The organism is Collinsella aerofaciens, from assembly GCF_040915425.1.
Classification (GTDB): Bacteria; Actinomycetota; Coriobacteriia; order Coriobacteriales; family Coriobacteriaceae; genus Collinsella; species Collinsella aerofaciens_BW.
On record NZ_JBCPDN010000045.1, the window covers coordinates 1 to 19,264 of the forward strand.

Here is a 19,264-nt window from a genome sequence, read left to right on the forward strand (position 1 = left end):
ATTTAAACGGCTGAAAAAGGGGCATCGACCTGCGCCGATGCCCCCAACGTGGACACACATTTTGTCCTATAAGCCGCCGATTGCAGGCATATAAAAACCGCCCCCGGAGGGACGGTTCTTCGTAATTCAATGTTGTCGCCGGCCTACTCGCCATCCTCCAACTTAATGAGGATCTTGCGGTAGCCACCGTACTCGCCGTTCAGCGCCTTTGAAACGCGGCTCACCGTGGTGGACGAAGCGCCGGTACGGGCCTGAACCTCAACATAAGGCTCGCCCTCGTCCAAATAGCGCGCAACCTGCAAACGCTGAGAAAGGTCGCAAATCTCGCGCGGCGTGCAGATATCGGTCAAAAACGCTTGGATATCCTTCTCGTCGTCCAAAAGGCTAAATGCGTGGACCAGCTGCTTGACATCAGGCTTGTCAAACATGTTCTCGATATTCATCGATCACCGCCAAACCCGCCAAAAGGCATCGAAGTTGATACTGACATCGGGCATCGTTCGCCCGTTCCATGCAATAGGGCAACGCCTGTGGCTTTTGCCCGTAGCAGTGTAGCACACCACCAAACTAAAGCGACAAGACTCTCTGCCAGCGGCGCGTTTTTCAGGACGAACGCCGTTTAGAAACCATATGCGCACGTAAGCTCCACGAATATTTGAGACAATGGGCGCCCAAACACCGCGGCGCGCCCGCGCAACCATCCAGGTCGCCGCCGCAAGCCGCTTCACGCGACGCCAGCAACCCCGGCGCAAGAAAGGATTCACGCCATGCGCTTTATGCTTAACTGGCTCTTCACCTCGATCGCCATCGCGATCGCCACGTTCCTCGTCCCCGGTATCCAACCCTTCGGCTTTGCCGAGACCTGGGTCTGCTTTGCCTTTGTGGGACTGTTCCTGAACATTGTCGATTCGTTCGTCAAACCGTTCCTCACGGTCATCTCGCTGCCGCTCACGATCATTACGCTGGGCATTTTCCAGCTTGTCGTCAACAGCTTTATGCTTGAGCTCGCGAGTTACCTGTCGGTCAACCTGCTGGGCGTCGGCATCTCCATCGCCAGCTTTGGATCGGCCTTTATGGGCAGCATCCTGGTGTCCATCACGCGCAGCATCCTCGACAGCATCGCCGAGGACTAAAACGGCCATTCCGGCCGTGTCCGTCTCAACAGCCCAAAACGAAGGCCGCCCATCGCAAAAATGGGCGGCCTTCTTATTTGCCAAGTCTCAAAGGGCGAGAAAATCTACCATTTCCACCCCGTCCCCAAATGCAGGTGTGGGTTAGATGACGTAGTCGTAGCCATGGTTGGGAGCGACAAGTTGATCGAGCGTCACACCGTCGAGGTAGTCGTTGATGAGCTTGTCCAGGTTCTTCCACACGTCGAGCGTGGGACACTCATCAGATCGCGAGCAGCCCTTGCAGTCGCCATCCAGGCAGGCGACCGGCGCCAGACTGCCCTCGGTCAGGCGCAAGATCTCGCCCACCGTGTATTGCTCGGGCGGGCGCGTGAGCACATAGCCGCCGCCCTTGCCGCGCATGCCCGAGAGCATGTTGGCGCGCACGAGCGTAGCCAAAATGTTCTCGAGATATTTCTCGGAAATCCCCTGTCGCGCCGCGATCTCTTTGAGCGGGATGCGACCGGCTGCCTGGTGCTCGGCCAGATCGACCATAACGCGCAGGGCATATCTGCCCTTAGTAGAAACCAACATGTATAGTGCTGCCTTTCGGTCATTTAGTCCGTAGAAATTCTAGCCGAAATATTGGTTTTGAAAATACCCGTTCCGGCCAAGATGGTTAATCGACTCGTAATAATCTTCTATTTCCTATTGCGTTACTAGGCTTTACTGTCTACTATGCTTGCCAACAGCAAAACGAACAACCTATAAGGTTTGTGGGTTTCGCTGCTACACACACCGTAAAACCACACGGCATCCAGTCATTTGAACACTTTGGAGGTTCACCATGAGCAATGTTTATACGTCCATCGATCAGCTTATCGGCCACACCCCGCTTCTGGAGCTCACTCACTTTGAGGCCGATGAGGACCTCAAGGCCCGCGTGCTCGTCAAGCTGGAATACTTCAACCCCGCCGGGTCCGTCAAAGACCGCGTCGCCAAGAACATGATCGACGAGGCCGAGAAGGCCGGCAAGCTCGTGCGCGGCGGCGACTACACCATCATCGAGCCCACGAGCGGCAATACCGGCGTCGGCATCGCCTCGGTGGCGGCGGCTCGCGGCTACAAGGTGATCATCACCATGCCCGAGACTATGTCCGTCGAGCGCCGCAAACTTATGCAGGCATACGGCGCACAGCTCGTGCTCACCGACGGCTCCAAGGGCATGAAGGGCGCCATCGCCAAGGCCGAGGAGCTGCAGAAGGAGACACCCAACAGCATTATCGCCGGTCAGTTTGTAAACCCCGCCAACCCTGCCATCCACAAGGCCACGACCGGCCCCGAGATCTGGGATGACACCGACGGCAAGGTCGACATCTTCGTCGCCGGCGTCGGCACCGGCGGCACCGTGACCGGCGTGGGCGAGTTCCTCAAGGAGCAGAACCCCGAGATTCAGATCGTCGCCGTCGAGCCCGCTACCTCCCCGGTGCTCTCTAAGGGCCAGGCCGGCCCGCACAAGATCCAGGGTATCGGTGCCGGCTTTGTGCCCGACGTCCTCGACACCAAGGTCTATGACGAGATCATCCCCGTCGAGAACGACGACGCCTTTGCGACCGGCCGCGCCGTGGGCCACAAGGAGGGCGTGCTCGTGGGCATTTCGTCCGGCGCCGCCGTGTGGGCCGCGCTGCAGCTGGCCAAGCGCCCCGAGAACGAGGGCAAGACCATCGTGGCCCTGCTCGCCGATACCGGTGAGCGCTACCTGTCCACGGCACTGTTCCAGGACTAAGGGCCCGTCGCTTGTCGATAGGCCCAAGGCACGCCGGCCTCCCCTCTCTTCTGGCTGCCTGAGCCCATCTCGTTAGGGTATCCCACGAGACGTCCGAACTTGCTACAATGTCTGCGGCGCGGAACCAGCCTCCCGCGCCGCTTTTCTTTTTTGGCCACATGCCACCAAGGAGAACCTCCCCATGCACAACAAGCGCGTGCTCGTCGCCATGAGCGGCGGCGTCGATTCCAGCGTGACCGCGTATCTGCTCAAAAGTCAGGGTTACGAATGTGTCGGTGCCACCATGCGCCTCACCTGCCCCGCGCCCGATCCCGTCACGGGCATGAGCAAGGTCGACCGCGACATCGCCGATGCAAAGGCCGTCGCCGAGCGCCTGGGGATACCCCACCATGTGCTCGACCTGCAGCAGACCTTCGACCGCAACGTGATCGAGCGCTTCGTGACCGCCTACCAGGAGGGACTGACGCCCAACCCGTGCATCATCTGCAACCGCCACATTAAGTTTGGCGCGTTGCTGGATGCGGCACTGGATATGGGCTGCGACTACATCGCAACGGGTCATTACGCCAAAACAAGCCAGACAGTAGACGGCACCTGGCAGCTGCATCGCGGCGAAGATCCCAAAAAGGACCAGAGCTACTTTTTATATTCGCTTACGCAGGAGCGCCTGGCGCACACGATCTTTCCGCTGGCAGGCCTAGACAAAGAGCGCGACGTGCGCCGCATAGCCGCCGAGCAAGGCTTTACCAACGCCCAGAAGGCCGAAAGCGAGGACATCTGCTTTATTCCAGACGGTGACTACGCGGGCTATATCGAGCGCCGCTGCGGACATCCCGCTGCACCGGGCGACATTGTGTGGCGCGACGGCAGCGTGGTCGGACGCCATAACGGCGCGTTGCGCTATACCATCGGCCAGCGCAAGGGCTTGGGCGTCGCGATGGCGCATCCCGTGTATGTGACGGGCGTCGACACCGCCAACAACACCGTGCATCTGGGCGAGGCCGAGGACCTAACGGCCACAGCACTCACGGCCGACGACTGGATCTGGAGCGCCCCTGCCGACCGCATGGAGGCAGAACTCGATGCCGGCGGCATTCGCGTGGGCGCCAAGTACCGCTACCGTCAGAAAGACCAGGCAGCAACCCTTACGCGCGGCGAAGACGGGCAAATGCTGCTAACTTTTGACGAGCCGCAGCGAGCCATCGCCCCCGGCCAAGCCGTTGTAGTCTACCGCGGTGACATCGTCCTGGGCGGCGGTACCGTGACCGGCGCCATCAAGTAGTCCCATCCCCTTCATAAGTTGCGGTGAAATAGGGACTGCTTATGCGTTTCAAATGCAAAAACAGTCCCTATTTCACCGCAACGCACAAGAGCGCCCCTGCCGGCAACGTTATACCGGCTAGTGCGCTCTTAACTTGCCACGCGCTATAAATGCGCCTAACGCTGCACGTAGGCGCGGACGAGTTCGTAGGTGTTGCGCACACCGTCGATGTGGCTGCGCTCGTAGTTGTGGCTCGCGTACACGCCGGGGCCGATCAGGCCGTGACGAATGTCGTAGCCGGCCGAGAGCGTGGCCTCAACGTCCGAGCCGTAGTGCGGATACACATCGATGGCGTAATCGAGCTCCAGCTCGCGCGCGATGTTGGACAGCGTGGTCACCAGGTCGTAGTTGTACGGACCGCCCGAATCCTTGGCGCAAATCGAAACCATGCGCTCGGTGCAGCCTAGGTCGTCGCCCACACAGCCCATGTCCACACTGATCATCTCGCGCGTGCCGGCCGGCACAAAGGCACCGCCGTGACCGACCTCCTCGTACACAGTAAAGAGCAGCGACACCTTGCGCGAAAGCGTCACCTCGCCAGCGGCGACGGCACGCGCCAAGCCCAGCAAAATGGCGGCCGATAGTTTGTCATCCAGGAAGCGGCTCTTAATGTAGCCGCTCTCCGTCACCGTCGTGCGAGGATCCATAGCGATGATGTCGCCGGTCTGAATACCCAGCTCGAGCACATCGTCCTTGCTGTCGACGTTCTCGTCGAGCAAGATCTCCATGTTCTTCTCGATGGTCTTGACCGGCTCGTCGGCCACGTGCGCCGAAGGCTCGGTGTTAAGAACCACGCCCGTGTAGACATTGCCGTCGCGCGTGTAGACGGTGCAGTTCTCGCCATCGGCCGTAGACCACTGATGCCCACCGAGCGTCGTGGGGCGCAGGCGGCCATTGTCCTTAATGGAACGCACCATGGCGCCTAGGGTATCGACATGGCTCGCCAGTACGAGCGGCTCGCCCTCGCCACCAAGCTCAACGAGCACGTTACCCTTATTAGAACGCTCGGGCCCAAAGCCCATATCGCGCAGGGCCTCCATCAGATAATCAGTAGCCGCACGGGTATAGCCCGTAGGCGAGGCGATAGAAGTCAGCGTCTTAAGCTGTCCCGCGATATAGGAGAGCGTCCCCTCTAGAGAAGCATCAACATTAGAAGCCATATGCATCCTTCCAAGTAAAACTAAGACCGAGTCCCGATTTTAACCGTTCTGCACGGTCAATGCCCTAGGAGCCGAGCCGCCTCCCGACGTCCCCGCACCGGTTTTGTGCACGCGCACGGTTTACAACCCGAATCTTGCATAAATCCTATCAGTATCTGCATAAATATGAGACATCTTTTTGCTTCGTCTCAGGGTACCCCACCTTGGACCGTGCAAAAAACGGAGTATTCAGCACCGTGGGCCCCAACGACCCCATCACAAACGACAAAACGACGCGGTTACAGCAGTGTTGTAGACCGTCGCAAACCAAAAACGCGGCGACAGCCATCTCCGTCCATCGATAGCCCGCCCACAGGGGCTGTCGATGGGCGCCCGCGGGCCACTACGGCCCATTCACAACGTTATGCATTTTTCAGAGCTTGCTGAATACTCCCAAAAATGCACGCTGGGAAGTGCACCACCTATCCGCAGCGGGCAGCATGCTTTGGTTTTACCCGTCTCAGGACATTGACGCAGCACAAAAAGCCCCGCCGTGCGCAGCACGGCGGGGCCAGCGGCACGTCAAAAGACCATACACCTACGGGCGAAGGACCACCAAACTGGGCTAGGCAGCCGGGCAGATCTTCTTGAAGAGCTCAATGACGTCGTCGAGCGTCGCCTCGCGCGGGTTACCCGGGAAGCAAGCGTCGGCCATGGCGTCCTTGGCCAGGACCTCGATCTCGTCAGCCTTCATGGCCTCGCAGACGTGCGGGATATTCACGTCGGCGGAAAGCTGCTTGACGGCGGCGATAGCGGCGTCGGCAGCCTCGTCGGTGCTCATGCCCGTGGTGTCAACACCCATGGCAACGGCAACCTTGGCCAGGCGCTCAGCGCAAACCGGCTTGTTGAACTCCATGGCGATCGGCAGCAGCATGGCGCAAGCGACGCCGTGCGGGGTGTCGTAGTGAGCTGACAGGGTGTGAGCCATGGCGTGGTCGATGCCCAGGCCAACGTTGGAGAAGCCCATGCCGGCGACATACTGACCAAGGGCCATGCCCTCGCGACCGGAGCCGGGCTGACCGGACTTGGCCTCGGCGACGGAGTCACGCAGGTTCTCGCTGATCAGCTTAATAGCCTCAAAGTGGAACATGTCGGAGAGCTCCCAAGCGCCCTTGGTGGTGTAGCCCTCGATGGCGTGGGTCAGAGCGTCCATGCCAGTGGAAGCGGTCAGGCCGGCGGGCATGGAGGCCATCATGTCGGGATCGACGACGGCGACCTCGGGGGCGTCGTTGGTGTCGACGCACACGAACTTGCGGACCTTCTCGGGGTCGGTGATGACGTAGTTGATGGTCACCTCGGCGGCGGTACCGGCGGTCGTCGGCACAGCGATGGTGAACACGGCGTGGTTCTTAGTGGGAGCAACGCCCTCGAGGCTGCGGACATCGGCGAACTCGGGGTTGTTGATGATGATGCCGATGGCCTTAGCAGTGTCCATGGAGGAGCCACCACCGATGGTCACGATAGCGTCAGCCTCGGCGGCCTTGAAGGCCTCGACGCCGTCCTTGACGTTCTGGATAGTGGGGTTGGGCTTGATCTCGGAGTAGAGGCTCCAAGCGATGCCGGCAGCGTCGAGCTCGTCGGTCACCTTAGCGGTAACGCCAAACTTGACCAGATCGGGGTCGGAGCAGACGAAGATCTTCTTGTAGCCGCGACGCTGGAGCTCGCCGGGGATCTCCTTGATGGCGCCGGAACCATGATAAGAGATGGTATTGAGAACGAAACGATTAGCCATTGATAGCCTCCCATCGTGTGCGGGGCACCCATTACGCCCCACGCTATGAGTCCCATCCTAACGCTTTTGAAACAAAAAAACGCGTGAGAACGTCAAAATTGTTAAAGCGTTTCAACAGATGATGAAAAATAATGCGGCAAAGGGACAGCCCCTTTGCCGCATTCGGTTACTTTCGGCAGCCCTCTTTCCAAGCCTCGGCCGCAACCTTCCAGCGTAAGCGCAAGTCGCGCTCGCGGTCGATGAACATGATGGCAAACGCGACAAACAGCAGCAAGCTCGCCACGACGATGGCGTGCAGGCCCATGCGCTCAATGCACCAGTTGCCCAACACGGCGCCAAACACAAAGGTAAAGATCACGCCGAAATACAGCAGGCCGTTTTCCAAAAAGCCGCGCCTGTGGGTGATGATGTAATCGTCCACGTTTTGCAGCGCGTTGCGCAAGTTGCCGATGCACATGGTCGTAGCGATGCCGTGACCGTGAATCTTGCGGAAGCTCTCTACCTGCATACCGCAGGCAAACGAGGTGAGGCAGTTGGCGAGCAGGTTGAAATTACCGCCCGGGATAAAGCTCACGCCCAGCAAGATAACGGCTTCAAAGAACACCGTTACCTGGCGCCAGTGAATCACGCTGCCAAACCGCTCGTGCACCAGGTCGGCAAGCATAATGCCCACAGCAAACGACACCACAGGGAAGAAGTAGCGCCCCGCAAGTGCCCAATTGCCCTCCGAGATGCTCACGCCCACCAGCAAGATGTTGCCCGTCTGCGCGTTGGCGAAAACATGATCGCGCCCAATGTACGAATAGACGTCCATAAAGCCACCGGCGAGCGCCAAGATGATGCCCAGCTCAATAGACTCTGATATCTGTTTGGCACGCTGCATCGTCGTGCATCCTCCTTGTTGACGACCCTCTCGTGCGTTGGCGGAAACATAACCGCCGTTCATACTGTAACCCATTGACAACATGGCGTGCGCGCGAGACGGGTTCTCCAACGCGCAGATACACAGTCTGGAAACAAACGACTGGCTCAGCGACGCTCTCACTCACCAGCTCATGTACTCCACCAGTCTTTTTAGCGCCGTCCCAAAAAGACTGGTTACAATTACGTGCAGCATACAGACACCGGGAGGGATCGTGGCAAAAAAGCCTCAGCACGCTCAGAACAGCCAACGCGAACAGCAGGGCAAACAGGGCCAGCAGCAAAAGCGCGGCGGCAAGGCGCAGGCCACGGTCGCCCGCGCCAAGCATTCCCAAGCGACGCCTGCCCGCCCCTGGCGCCCGGGCCGCGATAAGTTCCTCCCCGTCAGCCGCGCCGATATGGATGCGCGCGGCTGGGACCAGTGCGACTTTGTCTACATCTGCGGCGATGCCTACGTGGACCATCCGAGCTTTGGCATGGCTATCATCAGCCGTGTACTCGACGCGCACGGCTACAAAGTGGGCATCATCTGCCAGCCCGACTGGACCGATCCCGCCAGCATCAGCGTGCTCGGTGAGCCGCGCCTGGGCTTTTTGGTCAGTGCCGGCAACATGGACTCCATGGTCAACCACTATTCGGTGACCAAGCACCGCCGCCACACCGACGCCTATACCCCCGGCGGCGAGGAGGGGCGCCGTCCCAACCGAGCTGTCACGGTCTACGGCAATCTCATCCGTCAGACGTTCAAGGACGCCCCCATCATCATCGGCGGCATCGAGGCGAGCCTGCGCCGCCTGGCCCACTACGACTACTGGCAGGACAAGCTCAAGCGCTCGGTACTGCTCGACTCGGGCGCCGACATCCTCATCTACGGTATGGGCGAGCACGCGATCGTCGAGATCGCCGACGCGCTCGACGCGGGGCTGCCCATCGATCAGATTACCTATATCAACGGCACCGTTTACCGCACGGGTTCGCTCGACGAGGTCTACGACTACGACTTGCTGCCCAGCTGGGACGACCTTGCCGCTGACAAGCTCAACTACGCACGCAGCTTTAACGTGCAGCAGCAGAATATGGACCCCATCACCGGGCATCGCCTGGTAGAGCCATATCCCAACAGCGTGTACGTGGTGCAGAACCCGCCGTCGGCGACGCTCACCACCGACGAGATGGACGAGGTGGCCGAGCTCCCCTACGCACGCGATTGGCATCCCGACTACGACGCGGCGGGCGGCGTGCCGGCCTTTGCTGAGATCAAGTTTTCCATAAGCTCCAACCGCGGCTGTTTTGGTGAGTGCTCGTTTTGCGCCCTCACCTTCCACCAGGGCCGCGTGTTGCAGATGCGCAGCCACGACTCGATCATGCGCGAGGCCGAGCTGCTCACGCGCGATCCCGAGTTTAAGGGCTATATCAACGACGTGGGCGGACCGACGGCCAACTTTAGCCGCCCCGCCTGCGACAAGCAGCTCAAGCACGGCGTGTGCAAGAACAAGCGCTGCCTGTGGCCGAGCGTGTGCAAGAACATGGTGGTCGACGAGACCGGCTACACGCAGCTGCTGCGCGACCTGCGCCAGCTGCCGGGCGTCAAGAAGGTCTTCGTGCGCAGCGGCATCCGTTTTGACTACACCATGGCCGATGCCTCGGACGAGTTTTTACGCGAGCTGCTGGAACACCATGTCTCGGGCCAGCTGCGCGTAGCGCCCGAGCACGTGAGCGACGCGGTACTGTCCGTGATGGGCAAGCCGAGCCGAGCTGTCTACGACGCATTCTGCCGTAAATTTGAACGCTTGAATCGCGAATACGGACTCAAGCAGTACGTGGTGCCGTATCTGATCTCGAGCCACCCCGGCTCGACCATGAAGGAAGCCGTGGACCTTGCCGAAGCCGTGCGCGACATGGGCTACATGCCCGAGCAGGTGCAGGACTTCTACCCCACACCGTCCACCATGTCGACGTGCATGTACTACACCGGCGTGGACCCGCGCACCATGGAGCCGATCTATGTGGCGCGCGACCCGCACGAAAAGGCCATGCAGCGCGCGCTGATTCAGTATCGCAAACCCGAGAACTACAAGCTCGTGCGCGAGGCGCTGGAGAAGGCCGGGCGTCGCGACCTGATCGGCTACACCAAGCATTGCCTGATTCGCCCCGTGCCGCCACGCCCGGGCGAGACGTCTGCCGGCGGCGGACACGGCACTGGCAAGAAGGGCGGCAAGGCCCACGGTGGCGCCGCCGGCAAGGGACCCAAAGGCAGCAAGGGCCACGGCGGCATGTCCCGCGCGCAGAACACCGCGGGCCGCAACCGTGCGGCCCAGGGGCGTCAGGGCGCCAACGGCGGCGGACGCCGCAACTAGGGCAGCGGTGCGCTCGCTGCGTCCATCCCACACGCGTGGTGCAGCGAGCGCATTGCCTCAACGAGGATGACACCGGCGATAGCGACCGTAATTGCCACGTCGAACGGCGTGTTCACAAACCAGAGTAACGTCATGAGATAAGACCCGGCGTTAAAGGCAAAATGCAGCAGGATCGTGTAGCGGAGCTTTCCGGTGGTCACGAGCACCCAGCCAAAGACCAGGCCGGCGGCACCCGCGTAGCAACCCTGCACCCAATTCATGTGCATAAAACCGAAGATTGCCGCCTGCAGCACAATCGCCGCGGCGATACCCCACGTGCTTGGGGCCGCCCAGGGCACCATGGCGCCGTCCTGCGCGCTCGCACGACGCCGGCGCTTCCAAAGTGGGCGGCACTGCGGATTAAACGCTCGGAGCGAAAACTCGAAAATAATGCCGCGCACCAGGAGCTCTTCGCAAAATGGCGCGCCAATCACCGTGGTCAGAACGGCCAGATAGCTCGTGTCGCCCATGCCTGTTTCCTCGACGAGCTCGCTATAGTCTGCCGCGACCTCGGGCAGCAGCGACAGCACGCCGTCGCATAGGTAGCTAATGACCACCTGCATGGACAGGCCGATCACGACAACGCAGACGATGCGCTTCCATGCCGCGCCTGCTCCCCCACCGAGCGGGCGCTCGCCTTGCCGGCGCGCCATAAACGAGCGCGGCCACAGATAACGCCACCACAGCAGCGCCATCAAAAATGACGCCGTCTGAGCGGCAGCCTGGAACCATTGAATATCGAGGTTGTCGATCGGGAAACCCGTCAGCACCGACACGGCATCGAGAACTGAAAACAGAACCACGCTCAGGGCTATATCGGCAGCGACAACGCCAAAACAGGCAAGCGCCCACGCCATCGCATTGAGCATGCCAACCTCCTCAAAACCCGGCACTTAGGGACGTTCCTTAACTGCCGGCTGAAAAGGAACGTCCCCAAGTGCCGGCAGTTTGGGACAGTCATTGTTGATGAGAATCGGGCGCAGCGCCAAAAGCCCCGCTCGGCGAGATGTCGAACGGGAAGGTGCCGCAGCGATTGAAAGCGGCGATGAACATGCGGATGGCGTTGGACGGTGTGGTGCCCACGAGCTGGGTTGCCGCCGCGAAGGCCGCCTTTTCCTCGGGCAAAACCTTCGCGACAACCGGGGTCATGTGTTCTGCCATGGCGCTTCCTTCTTGAAACGACGGTGGTGCGGATGGATGCGGGCCACGCGGCTGGGCGACGGGCTGTGAAGGCAACCCGATTGGCCCGCATCTGGAGTTTGTTCTACGGCGTTGGTATTACTTGGTAATCCTAAGTATTACCCCGTAGATAGAATACCATACCCGACCCCATGGAGACAGAAGAAAACGAATCATTTTATTGTTGAGTTAGCGCCTGAAATGGCTTTTAGAGCGTGATGATATCCGAGATATCGAGGGCCCGAGCGTCAGCGGCATCGTGCGTGGCAAGCAACAGCATGCGGCCGTCGAGCAAGTCGAGCACGACCTCGGCGCATGCGTCGCGCGCAGCGATGTCTAGACCGGTAAAGGGCTCGTCCAGAATCACTGCGCCGCCCGGGCACAGCAGGGCTCGGGCAATCTCGACGCGACGACGCTGCCCACCCGAGAGCTCAGCCACGCGTGCATGCACATCGATCCCCGGTACCAGCAGGCGCAACAGGGCTGCGGCACTCGAGGCATCCACGCGCGCGTCGGCGCACACCAGCACATTATCCAAGGCAGAAGCGTCCTCGACCAGGCGCACATCCTGAAACACCATGGAGCACGGTGCGCACTCCCCCGCCGCCAGCGCAAGCAACGTCGACTTGCCCACGCCCGAAGCGCCCATCACACAGGTGCGTCCACCGGCGGGCACATGAAGCACCAGCCCGTCGAGCGCCGGCGCCCAAGGCGCGCGATCGCCCACGGCAAGCGCAAGCTCCGCTGCAGCACCATCGCTCGCAGCCCCTGTACGCCCGCGCAGTCCATGCCCATGCGCCCGCACGGCAGTTCGCCACGCCACGGGCCCCGAAGCCCGCAGCAACCACACCAGCACGCGCTCGCATGCCCACGATGCCGCCACGACCAGCACGGTCCACGCCAGCAGGTCAGCCGTCTCGATGAGCAGCTTCGCCTGATAGATGCGCTCGCCCACGGTGCCCGTCGCCATGCCGATGAGCTCCGCCGCCACGCCGGCCTTCCAGCTCATGCCGATCACGGCACGCGCGCACGAAAGCACAAACGGCAGGACCTCGCGCCAGGTATGGGCGCAAAACAGACGCCAACCCCGCACGCCATGCAGATGAAACATCTGCTCCAGCGACTGATCAACCTGCGTCAAACCCTCGACCAGCGAAAAATACACGCCCGGCAGCGCCATCAAAAAGACCGCGGCGATGCTCACGCGCGCCGACCCCAACCAAATGAGCAGCAGGACCACCACGCAGGCAACCGGTGTCGCCTTAACAAACGAAAGCGCAGGCGCCACCAAGCGGGCAAACGTCAGCGACCGCACCGAGGCTCCCGCCATCACGACGCCGCACACCGCGGCAAGCGCCAGCCCGCCCAAGATACGCGCACCCGAGCCTGCCAGAATCGCCCATGTGCCGGCATCGCATACCAGTCGTAGCAACGCCACCACGACAGCGCCCGGCCCCGGCAAAATCAACGGCTGCGCCACGAGACCCGCCACCAGCACCCACACGGCAAGCCAAAAGGCGGCAACGGCACCTGCTGCCGCCACCGCCTTCATACGCTCTGCCATTTGTCGAGCAAACGCACGCACGGGCTACTCCATGTAGTAGAAATCGTCAGCCGGGAGCTTGCCGCCCACGGCGCTCGCGTCCGCATCGGCCAGCACCTGCAGGTACCCACCGAGCGCCGCCTTCATATCCCTCCCCGTCTGGCACACGAGCATGCACCCGGGAATCGCCTTTTCGGCAATCGCGGCGTTATCCACGATACCCGCATCGACCACGGCCTGAGCCCAGTCCGCCGGCACCGCGTTCACGTCCTCAACGCTCGCAGCATGGCAGCTCAGGAATTCCGCCACGGCCTCGGGATGCTCCTCGGCAAAGGCCCGACGCACCACGGTCACGCCCGTCAGCAAACGGGAGCCCGTGTCGCCCGCCAGCTCATCCCACACATCGGTCAGACTCACCGGCGCCGACAGCTTGCCTTCGCTCTTTGCGATGGCAGCGGTCTTGAACGGCTCGGGCAGCACGCCCACGGCAGACGGATCGGCAAGCAGCACCGAGAGCACCTCGGTGGGCTCGCTCTTAAACTCAAGCGCCACCTGGCCGGTCAGGCCCGCGCGCTCCAACAGGTAGTTCATGACGTACTCCGGCGTGGTGCCCTTGCCCGTCATATAGACAGTATGGCCCGCCAGATCGCCAAACGAAGTAACGTCCGCGTTACCCGTCACCACGTTCAGCACGCCCAGCGTGTTGATGTCGATGACCTGCACCGCACCCTCAGTCTTGTTGTAGAGTACGCTCGCCACGTTGGCGGGCACCAGGGCGATATCGATATCGTCCTGAATGACCTTGGGCACAATCTCATCGGCGGCAGTATTGATCGCAAAGTCGAACTCATTGTCCGTCTCGCCATCGGCTGCCCGGTCCATAAACTGCACCAGACCAATCGAGGTCGGCCCCTTGAGCGAGGCGACGCGCACCTCGACCGGCTCTGCAGCAGCACCGGCGCCGTCCGTGGCAGCCGAGCCCGCGGCGGACCCGGCACCGGCAGCCCCGCCGCCACAGCCCGCGAGTGCAAGCGACAGCGCACCCGCGGCAAGCGCCGAGGCAAACCCCCGGCGCGACAGCTCAAAATCAAACGCGCGCATCGCTAGCACGTCCCCTCGTTAGGCATCGTCCATGCGTGATGGTCGGTATGCAGCAGATCCTCAGCCAGCGACGAGAGCGGCTCGCCCAAGAACTCGCGGTAGCACGCCTGGACATCGGGATTCTCGTGCGAGAAACGAATGTCCGCAGCGGCATCCAGGCCCCAGAGCACCTGGCCACGCTCGGCTGCCAGCTCGCAGCCGTCGTGGATGGGCTGACCGCCGCCACCGACGCAGCCGCCCGGGCACGCCATAACCTCAACGAAGTCATAGCTCACGCGGCCGTCGCGAATCGCGTCGAGCAGACGGGCAGCGTTGCCCAGCCCGTGTGCCACGGCGACGCGCACCTTGGTGCCATCGATATCGGCCACGGCCTCCTTCCAGCCGTCCAGGCCGCGCACATCGGTAAAGAAGTCGGCGTCGGGGTTCTTGCCCGTCACCAGGTAATAGGCCGAGCGCACGGCGGCCTCCATCACGCCGCCCGTGGCGCCAAAGATCACACCCGCACCCGTGCCAAAGCCCAGCGGCGTATCGAGCGGCTCCTCAACTAGCGTATCCACGCTCACGTGGCTCGCGCGGACCATGCGCACCATCTCGCGCACCGTCAGCGCAACGTCCACATCGGGCGTGCCGCCCTCGCCCACCATGCTCGGCAGCGCGCACTCGGCCTTCTTGGCCGTGCACGGCATCACGGACACCACAAACAGGCGCTCGGGCTCCACGCCCAGCACCTTGGCGTAGTAGGTCTTGGCGATGGCGCCGAACATCTGCTGCGGCGACTTGGACGTGGACAGGCTGTCGACAAACTCGGGGTAACGCGCCTTCACAAAGCGTACCCAGCCCGGGCAGCAGCTCGTGAACATGGGCCAGCTGCGGCTGTCGCCCTCGCCCTTGGCGGCCTCGCCCAGGCGCTTGAGCAGCTCGGAGCCCTCTTCCATAATGGTGAGGTCGGCCGAGAAATCGGTATCGAACACGTACTCAAAGCCAACGCGGCGCAGCGCGCAAGCCAAGCGCTCAACGGTAGCCTCCTCGCGAGATATGCCGAGCTCCTCGCCCCAGGCGCTGCGCACGGCCGGCGCAATCTGCACCAGCACGATCTTGTCGGGATCGGCGAGAGCATCGAACACGGTCTCGGTATCGTCGCGCTCGCGCAGTGCGCCCGTCGGGCAATGCGTTATGCACTGGCCGCACGCGACGCATTCGGTCTTGCCGATCGGCGCGCGCCCGCGGGTACCCACGGCGGTATGCGTGGCGCGGTTGGTCAGGTCCCAAATCCCTAGCCCCTGCACGCTCTCGCACACCTTGATACAGCGCATGCATTTAATGCACTTGTCGTTTTCGCGGATGATGGGAAAATCGAAATCCCAGCCCTCGCCCGCCAAATGCCTTTGATACGGCAGATAAAAAATACCCAGGTCGTTGGCGATGGTCTGTAGGTTGCAGTTGCCGCTGCGCACGCAGCTCGTGCACTGCGAATCGTGCTGGGACAGCAGCAGCTGCACGTTGGTGCGGCGAGCCTCGCGGGCCTTGGGGCTGTTGGTGTGCACCACCATGCCGTCGAGCACGTAGTTGTTGCAGGCGGCGACCAGCTGATCGCAGCCCTCGACCTCGACCACGCACACGCGGCAGCCGCCGATCTCGTTCAGATCGCGCAGATAGCACAGGGTGGGAATCTGGATGCCGACGGACTTGGCCGCATCCAGGATCGTGGTGTGCTCGGGCACCACGACTTCGCAGTTATCGATAATGAGCCTGACCATGTTGTGCGCTCCGTTTTCGCTGTTGTCGCCGACGGTGGTTTTGTTGAGCTCTACCATTCCAGGTTCCTCCCTCCGCGGAACGCGCCAAAGCCAAAGTGGTCGCAACGCAGGCAGCGGCTTGCCTCCTGGCGCGCCTCCTCCTCGGTAAGGCCCTGCTCGACCAGATTCCAATCGTGAATACGCTCGCCGGCCTCGCGCTCGCCCAGCTCGCAGCGGCCGCACTCGTGCTTGCCCTTAAACTGAACGGTCGGCAGCTCCACGTCGAGCTTGATCTTGTGGTCGAAGCCCAGATAGCGGTCGATGTTTGCCGAAGCCACGCGGCCGGCGTTGATGGCACGGATGACGGTGGCGGGGCCGGTCTGGCAGTCGCCGCCGCTAAAGAGGCCATCGAAGTTGGGCACGGCACCGTCCGAGTCGGTGACCACGCAACCCCACTTGCAGGCGATGCCCATGTCCTCAAACGGCTTGGAATCGATGTCCTGGCCAATGGCGACAAACACGCGCTCGCAGGGGATGACGCGCTCGGGCGTAGCGGCGGCACGCGGAGCCGGACGACCGCGGCGGGGCTCGCCGATAATCTGCGGTTGCACGCGCAGGCCGCTCACGCGACCATCTTCGCCCGTCTCGATGGCGAGCGGCGCCGTGAGCTCCAGAACCTCGCAACCCTCGGCCTGGGCGCCGGCAATCTCGGCGTCCTGGGCCGCCATATCGCAGATGCGACGGCGGTAGACGATGCTCACCTTTTCGGCACCGCAGCGCACGGCAGAGCGCGCCACGTCCATGGCCACGTTGCCGCCGCCGATGACGCACACGCGCTGGCCGCTCAGATCGGGCAGCTCGTCGTCTCCGATGGCGCGCAGCATCTTGACGGCCGACTCCACGCCGGGCGCCTCTTCACCCGGAAGGCCGAGCTTCTTGTCGCTATGGGCACCGATGGCCAGGTAGACGGCATCGAACTCGTCGCGCAGGCGAGCGAGCTCCTCGCCGTTCACGGAGTGATCGAGCTCAACGTCGATGCCGGCGCTCAAGATCCAGTCGATCTCGGCCTGCAGGCGCTCGCGCGGCAGACGATAGCTGGGGATGCCGTAGCGCAGCATGCCGCCCAAGTGGTGGCGCTGCTCAAAAATGGTCACCTTGTGGCCCATCACGGCCAGGTAGTAGGCACAGGAAAGGCCAGCCGGGCCGCCGCCGATCACGGAGACGCGCTTACCGGTGTTGTCCACTACATGCGGCTTGTGGTCGTTGAGGTCACTGTGCTCAACGGCAAAACGCTTGAGGGCGAGGATGTTCATGGGGTCGTCGACCATGCCACGGCGGCAATGCATCTCGCAGGGATGCTCGCACACCAGGCCGCAAACGAGCGGCAGCGGGTTATTCTTGCGGATGACCTTGACGGCATCGGCATAGCGGCCGGCCTCGACGAGCGAAATGTAACCGGGAATGTCGACATGCGCCGGACAGCCCGAGACGCACGGGACGCGGGCCTCGCGGTCAAAGCCACAGGAGTGCTCGCGGATGTGGTGCTCAAAATCGTCACGGAAACCGCGGATAGCCGTAAGCGCCATGGCGCCGGCCTCGTAACCGATGGCGCAATCGCTCGAAAGATAGATGGTGCGGGCCGTGCGCTCAATCAAGTTGAGCGTGGACTCGTCGGCGCGGCCCTCGAGCACATCGGCGAGCAGGTCGCTCAGCGCGCTCAGGCCCACGCGGCAGGGCGTGCACTTGCCGCAGCTCTGGGTGGAGCACAGGTTGACGAGCGCCGCCGTAAACTCGACGGGGCACGGGGCGAGTGAACTCACCGCCAGACGACGTCCGAGTGCATCGTGCAGGTCGTCCATGACGGCCTGAGCGTGGCTGCGTTCCATTACGTGCAGTCGAGCCATAAGATCCCCTCTCACATGGCAGCCCGGAGGCGAGGCCGGGCGAAATTGCTACACGCACAACACTGACCTAAAAAGTTGTTAGGTCTCCACGCAGTTCGGCAGGCGGTATGAAATGTCACCATCAGCGGTGAAAATGAACATTATCGCAGATAAATGCCATATTTGATAAAACGCGTTACCAAATTGCAATATTCAATGTGAAAAAGAGCGCCTTACTATTTTTCCTTTTTGATCCGTTTTCCTCCGTCCCCTTCGGATCACATGATCCCTTGGGAACGGAGGAAAACGGATCGTTTTTGGTGCAAAAGGGCCAGGTTTGTTTGCACCAATCTCACTTGCGCTAGATGAAGAGCTCGCATCCCTTCCGCGCGACGCAAACCTTGCTCAGCATCTGGGAAACAGCGGATAGTTTGTTGGAATCAAGCTTGCGAGCACCTCGCGGACATACGGCGATGCAGCGCATGCAGGAGATGCACGCCTCGCCAGCTGCTCGTTTGGAGTCACCCTTGTCGATAGCACAAACGGGGCACGCCGCGGCGCATGCACCGCAGGAGACGCAATCCTCTGTTGCCTCGGGCGCCATGCGGTGACCTCCAGCTTGTTTATAAGGACGATTGCCGGGGATAGAGGGCTCGGACGCATCCTCAGCCAACAGCTTTTGCTGAATTTGCTGAGCAAACTCAGCAAGCTGCGCCGCATCCTGCGCATCCGGACGACCGGCAGCAAACTGTCGCGCAATGGAATGTTCTGCAATGGCCGCAACTGCCGCGATCACCCGGAATCCCGCATGCTTCGCAACGTCCTCCAGCTCTACGAGCGTGTCCTCAAACGCGCGGTTTCCGTAGACGCACACCAGAACGGCCCGCGCTCCGTTGCCGTGAACCATGCCCAACCGGTCAGCCACCACAGCCGGGATTCTACCGGCATACGCCGGCACAGAGATTACGGCCACGTCGTCCTCAGTCATCGAGACAGCGCTGAAATCTAGCCCGCTATCGGTCAGATCGACGGTAACGGTATTCTTGTCCAGTGCCCCGGCCACAAGGCCAGACACCTTCTGCGTTCCACCCGTCGGACTAAACACAATTTCGAATACGCTCATCGAGACACCCTCCCCCTACGTCTGGCAACGCGTCAAGCCGTTTTCACATCCAGCCAGAGTATACGGCACGTGGGATCCCCATTTTGGTGCATCAAGCACCCCAATGCACCAACCCTACGCTGTCTGCCTCTTCGTTTTGTATAAATTACGGTACAGATTGTATATATTTACGGGATACCGCCGTGTTTTCCCGAGGTACCCCATCCTGGCCCGTGCAAAAAACGGAGTATTCTGC

The 19,264-nt window shown here is 61.7% G+C and carries 16 protein-coding genes; 4 read left to right on the plus strand and 12 right to left on the minus strand.

Going from position 1 to position 19,264, the window contains the following annotated elements; genetic code table 11:
- Nucleotides 1–143: 143 nt before the first annotated feature.
- Nucleotides 144–443: a YerC/YecD family TrpR-related protein gene (locus AB5164_RS07035; RefSeq protein WP_022094855.1), complete on the minus strand. Its 300-nt coding sequence runs from the start codon at nucleotides 441–443 to the stop codon at nucleotides 144–146.
- A gap of 324 nt (nucleotides 444–767) precedes the next feature.
- Here AB5164_RS07035 and AB5164_RS07040 point away from each other — a divergent pair, with 324 nt between their 5' ends.
- A complete protein-coding gene (locus tag AB5164_RS07040; RefSeq protein WP_035137358.1) occupies nucleotides 768–1,133 on the plus strand; it encodes a phage holin family protein in 366 nt (121 codons plus the stop codon).
- Between the two features lie 141 nt (nucleotides 1,134–1,274).
- On the opposite strand, the gene AB5164_RS07045 is transcribed toward AB5164_RS07040, so the two are convergent.
- Complete coding sequence (locus AB5164_RS07045) at nucleotides 1,275–1,703, minus strand: RrF2 family transcriptional regulator (RefSeq protein WP_022094857.1); 429 nt, start codon at nucleotides 1,701–1,703, stop codon at nucleotides 1,275–1,277.
- Nucleotides 1,704–1,956: 253 nt separating this feature from the next.
- Between AB5164_RS07045 and cysK the strand changes: the two genes are divergently transcribed.
- Together cysK and mnmA are read left to right on the plus strand one after the other, a co-directional pair.
- Nucleotides 1,957–2,895: a cysteine synthase A gene (gene cysK / locus AB5164_RS07050; protein WP_368143213.1), complete on the plus strand. Its 939-nt coding sequence runs from the start codon at nucleotides 1,957–1,959 to the stop codon at nucleotides 2,893–2,895.
- Between the two features lie 79 nt (nucleotides 2,896–2,974).
- Nucleotides 2,975–4,177: a tRNA 2-thiouridine(34) synthase MnmA gene (mnmA, locus tag AB5164_RS07055; RefSeq protein ID WP_368143216.1), complete on the plus strand. Its 1,203-nt coding sequence runs from the start codon at nucleotides 2,975–2,977 to the stop codon at nucleotides 4,175–4,177.
- 155 nt (nucleotides 4,178–4,332) lie between these two features.
- Here the strand turns inward: mnmA and AB5164_RS07060 are convergent, their stop codons facing one another.
- The 3 genes from AB5164_RS07060 to AB5164_RS07070 all read right to left on the minus strand — a co-directional run bounded on the left by AB5164_RS07060 (nucleotide 4,333) and on the right by AB5164_RS07070 (nucleotide 8,030).
- Nucleotides 4,333–5,376 carry a M42 family metallopeptidase gene (locus tag AB5164_RS07060; protein ID WP_368143214.1) on the minus strand — a complete coding sequence of 348 codons (1,044 nt, stop codon included), beginning with the start codon at nucleotides 5,374–5,376 and terminating at the stop codon, nucleotides 4,333–4,335.
- A gap of 604 nt (nucleotides 5,377–5,980) precedes the next feature.
- Nucleotides 5,981–7,147, minus strand: a complete 1,167-nt coding sequence (gene fucO / locus AB5164_RS07065; RefSeq protein ID WP_022094861.1) for a lactaldehyde reductase — start codon at nucleotides 7,145–7,147, stop codon at nucleotides 5,981–5,983.
- A 166-nt stretch (nucleotides 7,148–7,313) separates the two neighbouring features.
- Nucleotides 7,314–8,030: a YoaK family protein gene (locus AB5164_RS07070; RefSeq protein ID WP_055310199.1), complete on the minus strand. Its 717-nt coding sequence runs from the start codon at nucleotides 8,028–8,030 to the stop codon at nucleotides 7,314–7,316.
- 253 nt (nucleotides 8,031–8,283) lie between these two features.
- On the opposite strand from AB5164_RS07070, the gene AB5164_RS07075 reads away from it, so the two are divergent.
- Nucleotides 8,284–10,425, plus strand: coding sequence for a YgiQ family radical SAM protein (locus AB5164_RS07075; RefSeq protein WP_368143254.1), 2,142 nt, complete (start codon nucleotides 8,284–8,286; stop codon nucleotides 10,423–10,425).
- Here AB5164_RS07075 and AB5164_RS07080 read toward each other — a convergent pair.
- The 7 genes from AB5164_RS07080 to AB5164_RS07110 all read right to left on the minus strand — a co-directional run bounded on the left by AB5164_RS07080 (nucleotide 10,422) and on the right by AB5164_RS07110 (nucleotide 19,029).
- Nucleotides 10,422–11,333, minus strand: a complete 912-nt coding sequence (locus AB5164_RS07080; RefSeq protein ID WP_368143255.1) for a CPBP family intramembrane glutamic endopeptidase — start codon at nucleotides 11,331–11,333, stop codon at nucleotides 10,422–10,424. The two genes, AB5164_RS07075 and AB5164_RS07080, sit on opposite strands and share 4 nt — an antisense overlap.
- Before the next feature lie 88 nt (nucleotides 11,334–11,421).
- Entirely contained in the window at nucleotides 11,422–11,625 is a 204-nt protein-coding gene (locus AB5164_RS07085; protein ID WP_006235351.1) for a type II toxin-antitoxin system RelB/DinJ family antitoxin, read from the minus strand.
- A gap of 226 nt (nucleotides 11,626–11,851) precedes the next feature.
- Entirely contained in the window at nucleotides 11,852–13,207 is a 1,356-nt protein-coding gene (locus AB5164_RS07090) for an ATP-binding cassette domain-containing protein (protein WP_368147923.1), read from the minus strand.
- Nucleotides 13,208–13,231: 24 nt separating this feature from the next.
- A complete protein-coding gene (locus tag AB5164_RS07095) occupies nucleotides 13,232–14,287 on the minus strand; it encodes an ABC transporter substrate-binding protein (RefSeq protein ID WP_368143257.1) in 1,056 nt (351 codons plus the stop codon).
- Between the two features lie 2 nt (nucleotides 14,288–14,289).
- Nucleotides 14,290–16,101: a [FeFe] hydrogenase, group A gene (locus tag AB5164_RS07100; RefSeq protein WP_438265554.1), complete on the minus strand. Its 1,812-nt coding sequence runs from the start codon at nucleotides 16,099–16,101 to the stop codon at nucleotides 14,290–14,292.
- Complete coding sequence (locus AB5164_RS07105; protein WP_368143195.1) at nucleotides 16,095–17,927, minus strand: NAD(P)-binding protein; 1,833 nt, start codon at nucleotides 17,925–17,927, stop codon at nucleotides 16,095–16,097. The genes AB5164_RS07100 and AB5164_RS07105 overlap by 7 nt, the downstream gene beginning before the upstream one ends.
- 340 nt (nucleotides 17,928–18,267) lie before the next feature.
- On the minus strand, nucleotides 18,268–19,029 hold the full coding sequence (locus tag AB5164_RS07110) for a 4Fe-4S dicluster domain-containing protein (RefSeq protein WP_368143196.1): 762 nt from the start codon (nucleotides 19,027–19,029) through the stop codon (nucleotides 18,268–18,270).
- Nucleotides 19,030–19,264: the final 235 nt, after the last annotated feature.

Bases quoted from the DNA above. Each gene is read 5' to 3' on its own strand.
- AB5164_RS07070 (WP_055310199.1), bottom strand. From the start codon at position 8,030: ATGCAGCGTGCCAAACAGATATCAGAGTCTATTGAGCTGGGCATCATC.
- AB5164_RS07100 (WP_438265554.1), bottom strand. From the start codon at position 16,101: ATGGTAGAGCTCAACAAAACCACCGTCGGCGACAACAGCGAAAACGGA.
- cysK (WP_368143213.1), top strand. From the start codon at position 1,957: ATGAGCAATGTTTATACGTCCATCGATCAGCTTATCGGCCACACCCCG.
- fucO (WP_022094861.1), bottom strand. From the start codon at position 7,147: ATGGCTAATCGTTTCGTTCTCAATACCATCTCTTATCATGGTTCCGGC.
- AB5164_RS07105 (WP_368143195.1), bottom strand. From the start codon at position 17,927: ATGGCTCGACTGCACGTAATGGAACGCAGCCACGCTCAGGCCGTCATG.
- AB5164_RS07045 (WP_022094857.1), bottom strand. From the start codon at position 1,703: ATGTTGGTTTCTACTAAGGGCAGATATGCCCTGCGCGTTATGGTCGAT.
- AB5164_RS07090 (WP_368147923.1), bottom strand. From the start codon at position 13,207: ATGGCAGAGCGTATGAAGGCGGTGGCGGCAGCAGGTGCCGTTGCCGCC.
- AB5164_RS07040 (WP_035137358.1), top strand. From the start codon at position 768: ATGCGCTTTATGCTTAACTGGCTCTTCACCTCGATCGCCATCGCGATC.
- AB5164_RS07060 (WP_368143214.1), bottom strand. From the start codon at position 5,376: ATGGCTTCTAATGTTGATGCTTCTCTAGAGGGGACGCTCTCCTATATC.
- AB5164_RS07110 (WP_368143196.1), bottom strand. From the start codon at position 19,029: ATGAGCGTATTCGAAATTGTGTTTAGTCCGACGGGTGGAACGCAGAAG.
- AB5164_RS07085 (WP_006235351.1), bottom strand. From the start codon at position 11,625: ATGGCAGAACACATGACCCCGGTTGTCGCGAAGGTTTTGCCCGAGGAA.
- AB5164_RS07080 (WP_368143255.1), bottom strand. From the start codon at position 11,333: ATGCTCAATGCGATGGCGTGGGCGCTTGCCTGTTTTGGCGTTGTCGCT.
- AB5164_RS07095 (WP_368143257.1), bottom strand. From the start codon at position 14,287: ATGCGCGCGTTTGATTTTGAGCTGTCGCGCCGGGGGTTTGCCTCGGCG.
- AB5164_RS07035 (WP_022094855.1), bottom strand. From the start codon at position 443: ATGAATATCGAGAACATGTTTGACAAGCCTGATGTCAAGCAGCTGGTC.